Origin of the sequence: Bacteroides sp. NSJ-48, from assembly GCF_014287405.1 — a bacterium.
Lineage (GTDB): Bacteria > Bacteroidota > Bacteroidia > Bacteroidales > Bacteroidaceae > Bacteroides > Bacteroides stercoris.
The window spans coordinates 1-5556 of sequence record NZ_JACOOD010000086.1; the positions used below are offsets into that span (position 1 = coordinate 1).

Annotated in this window: 5 protein-coding genes and 1 rRNA gene; all 6 read right to left on the reverse strand. The window is 41.3% G+C overall.

What is annotated here, in order from left to right; all coding sequences use genetic code 11:
• Nucleotides 1–347 precede the first annotated feature (347 nt).
• Complete coding sequence (gene der, locus H8S52_RS19355; protein ID WP_005658392.1) at nucleotides 348–1661, reverse strand: ribosome biogenesis GTPase Der; 1314 nt, start codon at nucleotides 1659–1661, stop codon at nucleotides 348–350.
• 45 nt (nucleotides 1662–1706) lie between these two features.
• Nucleotides 1707–2588 (reverse strand): GTPase Era, encoded by an 882-nt coding sequence (era, locus tag H8S52_RS19360; RefSeq protein WP_016661687.1) that lies wholly within the window; start codon nucleotides 2586–2588, stop codon nucleotides 1707–1709.
• A gap of 89 nt (nucleotides 2589–2677) precedes the next feature.
• Entirely contained in the window at nucleotides 2678–3682 is a 1005-nt protein-coding gene (locus tag H8S52_RS19365) for a beta-ketoacyl-ACP synthase III (RefSeq protein WP_005658397.1), read from the reverse strand.
• Between the two features lie 120 nt (nucleotides 3683–3802).
• Nucleotides 3803–3988 carry a 50S ribosomal protein L32 gene (rpmF, locus tag H8S52_RS19370; protein ID WP_004288267.1) on the reverse strand — a complete coding sequence of 62 codons (186 nt, stop codon included), beginning with the start codon at nucleotides 3986–3988 and terminating at the stop codon, nucleotides 3803–3805.
• 12 nt (nucleotides 3989–4000) lie between these two features.
• A complete protein-coding gene (locus H8S52_RS19375; RefSeq protein WP_022103299.1) occupies nucleotides 4001–4582 on the reverse strand; it encodes a DUF177 domain-containing protein in 582 nt (193 codons plus the stop codon).
• Nucleotides 4583–5439: 857 nt separating this feature from the next.
• Nucleotides 5440–5550: ribosomal RNA gene (gene rrf, locus H8S52_RS19380) — 5S ribosomal RNA — on the reverse strand.
• Nucleotides 5551–5556 lie beyond the last annotated feature (6 nt).

The window sequence follows — 5556 nt, forward strand, 5'->3', positions numbered from 1 at the left end:
TTTGGCCGTCAAACCTTGTTTTCGGGGGAATACCTAAAGATACAAAAAAGCCAACTAATTCGCAATAATTTGTGTATGAATTAGTTGGCTAATTTTGTAATATTTAATGAATGTCCCTAAAAAAAGTGTCCGGGACCACCGCCCCGGACACCTATCCTCATAAAACCAGTTAATAGAATTGATGTATATCATCACGATATATTTTTATTGCAGCAACCAAAGGTAGCAGCAATCTCAATTACAGCTACAAAATTAGGTAAAACAATCTAATAAAAAAAGCAAAAAAAAGACTGAGTCAATATGAACCAGTCTTTTAACTTTTTTATCCAATATATACAGGCTTGTTTTTACTTCTGCCGTATATATACATTTATCGGCGTCCCCGTCAGATTCCATTTCTCACGCATTTTATTTTCAAGGAAACGTCTATATGGTTCCTTTACATATTGCGGCAAATTAGCAAAATAAACGAAAGAAGGAATTTGCGTATTCGGCAACTGCGTAATGTATTTTATTTTGATATACTTACCTTTGATGGCAGGGGGCGGATAAGCCTCTATAAGCGGCAACATCTCTTCATTCAAGCGGGCAGTCGGTATGCGTATCATACGGTTCTCATATACAGTACGGGCTTCTTCCAATACTTTCAGGATACGCTGTTTGGTCAATGCCGAAGCAAAAATTATCGGAAAATCGACAAAAGGAGCAAAACGGTTGCGGATTGCATTCTCAAAAGTCTTCATTACTTTCACCGTTTTATCTTCCACCAAATCCCACTTGTTTACAACTACCACCAGCCCTTTGGAGTTTTTCTGGATAAGTGAGAAGATATTCAAATCCTGACTCTCGATACCGCGTGTAGCATCCAGCATCAAAATGCAGACATCTGAATTTTCGATAGAACGGATAGAACGGATAACCGAATAATATTCCAAATCTTCGTTCACCTTGTTCTTCTTGCGAATACCCGCCGTATCTACCAAATAGAAATCAAAGCCAAACTTATTGTAACGGGTATAGATTGAGTCACGAGTCGTTCCCGCTATTTCCGTCACGATATTGCGGTCCTCACCGATGAAAGCATTAACGATAGATGACTTTCCGGCATTCGGACGTCCCACTACCGCAAAACGGGGAATATCCTCATCCAGAATTTCATCAGACTCTTTCTTGAAATTCTCAACGATAAGGTCCATCAAATCGCCCGTACCGCTACCGGTCACTGCCGAAATACAGTATGGATCGCCCAAACCCAGACTATAAAATTCGGGAGCATTATATTGCAACTCATTATTATCGGTCTTGTTCGCAACCAATAAAACCGGCTTTTTGGTACGGCGCAAAATGGAAGCTACCTGCAAATCCAAATCCGTCACTCCGTTCATCACATCCACTACGAACAGAATAACATCCGCTTCGTCCACAGCCATTAACACCTGCTTGCGTATTTCCTCTTCAAAAATATCATCTGAGTTCACAACCCAGCCACCGGTATCTACAACCGAAAATTCGCGCCCCAGCCATTCGGACTTTCCATATTGACGGTCACGTGTTGTTCCTGCCTCTTCGTTAACAATAGCCTGTCTTGTTTTGGTCAGGCGATTAAATAATGTAGACTTTCCCACATTGGGACGTCCTACGATTGCAACTAAATTTCCCATAGGTTACACTCTTTGTTTTTTGCGACTGTCACAGTCGTATGAATATTAGTCCAGCTGATAACCGAAGTTACGCAGTTCCTTGTCCGAACTGCGCCAATCCTTGTCAACCTTCACAAATGTCTCCAGGAATATTGTTTTCCCGAAGAATCTCTCCAAATCACGGCGAGCCTCGGTGGCCACTTTTTTCAGGGCCTTCCCCTGCTTACCGATGATAATACCTTTCTGCGAATCACGTTCAACGTATATCACAGCATTGATATGTATCTTCTTTTCTTCTTCCTTGAATTGCTCTACAACAACCTCTACCGAATAGGGTATCTCCTTGTCATAATATAACAGTATCTTTTCGCGGATAATCTCGTTTACAAAAAAACGGGCCGGTTTGTCCGTCCACTGATCCTTATCGAAATAAGGGGGAGAATCCGGCAACAACTCCTTTATCCGCTTCATCACGTAATCCACATTAAACTTGGTGGCAGCCGAAATAGGAATAATCTCTGCGTTCGGCAACAATTCTTTCCACGCCTCCACCAGTTCCACCAGCTTTTCCTGATTGCTCAAATCAATTTTATTGACGAGCAACAATACAGGTACTTCCATGCGGCTTACTTTCTCCACAAAATCATTATGCTTGTCAGGTGTCTCGACCACATCCGTCACATACAGCAACACATCTGCATCTGTCAATGCCGAAGTGGAGAAGTTCAGCATAGACTCTTGCAATTTATAAGTAGGTTTCAGTACGCCCGGCGTATCCGAAAATACAATCTGCATATCATCCGTATTATATATACCCATAATCCGATGACGGGTGGTCTGCGCTTTGAAAGTGGCTATTGAAATACGCTCACCTACCAGTGCATTCATCAATGTAGACTTACCTACATTGGGATTTCCCACAATATTGACAAAACCTGCTTTATGCATAATCCTCACGTATTTGAATTGAGACAAAAAAACGCATCGAATCGAAATAGGATGCGTCTTTTTATCATATTTTGTTTGTAACGGTTACATTACTGTTTCTTACCGTCATAACCCCATTTCACGTAAACAGCTCCCCAGGTAAATCCTGCTCCGAATGCCGTAAAGATAAGGTTATCTCCTTTCTTCAGCTTCTCTTCAAAGTCCCAGATACAAAGCGGAAGCGTACCTGCGCTCGTATTACCGTAGCGGTCGATATTTATCAGCACTTTCTCATGAGGAACTTCCAAGCGGTGCGCCACAGCATCGATTATGCGCAGATTGGCCTGATGGGGAACCACCCAGTCAATCGTATCTTTTGTCAGATTATTCTTTTCTGCAATCGCAGCGCTTATATCCGACATGTTGGATACTGCATATTTAAATACCGTGCGACCCTCCTGATAAAGGTAATGCATGTGATTGTCTATCGTGAAATAAGAAGGAGGACAAACAGAACCGCCGGCTTTCAGATGCAGGAAAGGCAATCCCTTTCCGTCTGTTCTAAGCATAGCATCCATAACGCCCAGTTCTTCTGTTGTCGGTTCCATCATAAAGGCAGCCGCACCGTCACCGAAAATCGGACAGGTAGCACGGTCTGTATAGTTCACGATTGACGACATCTTGTCTGCACCTACAATAATAACTTTCTTGTATCTACCCGAACGGATAAAGTTCGCAGCCGTCTCCATCATATAAAGGAAACCGCAACAAGCGGCAGACATATCAAATGCAAAGGCATTTTTCAATCCAAGCTTGTCGCACAAGATAGATGCAATAGAGGGGAATTGATAGTCCGGAGTGGAAGTAGCGACAATCACCAGGTCGATGTCATCCGGATTGGAACCGGTACGCTGCATCAATTGCTTTGCAGCCTTACGTGCCATGTATGATGTGCCCAAACCCTCTTCATTCAGGATGTGTCTTTCCTTAACTCCGATACGGGTCATAATCCATTCATCATTGGTATCTACCATTTTGGATATCTCGTCATTTGTCAAGATATAATCAGGCACATAACCGCCGACTCCTGTAATTACTGCATTTATTTTTTCCATTAATCTTGTTTACTTATAAAGATACTTAAACAACGGCAGTCTAAAAAGGTTTGTTCATTGAATGCTACAAATCTTTTCAGACGCCCGATATTCAAGTATAAGTTTAGTCAAACTGCCCAATTAAACAGCAGCTTCTTTCTCTACTGCCAGCTTACCACGATAGTAGCCACATGCGCCACATACAGTGTGATATACATGCCATTCACCGCAATTCGGACAAATAGCCAGTGTAGGAGCTACTGCTTTATCATGAGTTCTTCTCTTTGCAGTTCTTGTTTTTGACTGTCTTCTCTTAGGATGTGCCATTTTCTTTAATCTTTAATTGTTATCTAATATTTTTTTTAATTCGTCCCAACGCGGGTCTACCGCTGTTTCCGTATCATCATTTGCAAGTTCATCGCTGTCCTCCGGAACAAAAGAATCTTCATCCATCTCATCATCCGGGGTAGTACGCAAATGCTTGCTCAATTTACTACTCATTGCCTTGTTGCATTTGCCCGGAGCGTGTACATGCTTCATCGGGATTGCCAAGGCTATAAACTCATACATGAACCACGCCACATTGATTTCTCCTTCTTCTTCAGGGATGACAATCAGATTATCACCCTCTTCGGCATATTCATGTCCGAACTTCACCAGCAACTTATCTGTAGAACTTACCGGCTGTTCCATGTCATCCAAACAGCGATCGCATGGAACCCACACCATTCCGTCTGTCTGAAAATTCAATTCGAAAGCACGAGATGTTTTCTTTACAACCAAAACAACATTGACTTTGCCCTTCTGCACTTCCGGACCGTCAATATTAGCGAAGAAAAGATTATCCAATACAAATTCATATTTGCATGAATCTGCCTGCATACCTTTCAAATCGATTTTGTATTTATCAAACTTTCCCAAAGCTTCTTTTATTTATTCGGGCGACAAAGATACAAATAATTATCCTCATTATGTAGTAATTAGAACAAAATATTCAATTTTTATATTCATTTCACCCTGTTTCGGTTACCGATAAGACTGATTTATATGGTATAAAAGGAAGCGTAACAGTACACAAAGAGGGAAATATTACTTTTCGCAACAGAGAATACGAAGGATTCTTTCAGAAATAAAAACAGAAAGACATGAGGACATGCTTATCAAAAAGGCGATAGGATACAGTTGGAATATAATGTGCAACCGGTAATTTCAGGCAAAAGAGCATAAATTCCCTAAAAGCAGGAACACAGCTTAGCCTGCTCTTGCGCCTGTATAGCAAATCTTCTTTATTAAAGGGATAGAGTGAAGTAAAGGGTTAGCTCAGTACCCGAAATACGCTGTGATACGGATATGATAAGATATAAGTTCCAGCATCCCTATGGGATACTCATTCGGTACGGGAAAGGAAAGGGAGATTTCAAAACCTGTTTAAAGAGACATAAATAAAACTTCTTCCCACATAGGAGACAGAGCATTTTTTTAGACATAAGAACAGAAAGACATAAGAGGAGATGCTTGCCAGATATATGATGTGATACGGGTATGATACGATATAGTACCCTAAAAACAAAGAAAGAAAAATACTTCACAAGTATAAGAATAATCCCCACTAAAAAACTACTGAGCCACTAAAAATCTATTGACCCCAAGAAAACAAGCAAAACAAAGCAAGCAAAACAAGGCAAGGCAGACAAATGAACTTAACTTCTCTGTTCGGAATGATAACCAGAAAACAAGAAAGCCCCTGCATCTTCCGATACAAGGGCTTCTCTCTAAAAAAACGGCGACTACCTACTCTCCCACTGTTACGCAGTACCATCGGCGTGACTGAGCTTAACTTCTCTGTTCGGAATGGGAAGAGGTGGAACCTCAGTGCTATAGTCACCTGAATAAGG

Coding starts and splice junctions, on each gene's coding strand:
- der (WP_005658392.1), bottom strand. CDS start 1,661: ATGGGAAATTTAGTTGCAATCGTAGGACGTCCCAATGTGGGAAAGTCT.
- era (WP_016661687.1), bottom strand. CDS start 2,588: ATGCATAAAGCAGGTTTTGTCAATATTGTGGGAAATCCCAATGTAGGT.
- H8S52_RS19365 (WP_005658397.1), bottom strand. CDS start 3,682: ATGGAAAAAATAAATGCAGTAATTACAGGAGTCGGCGGTTATGTGCCT.
- rpmF (WP_004288267.1), bottom strand. CDS start 3,988: ATGGCACATCCTAAGAGAAGACAGTCAAAAACAAGAACTGCAAAGAGA.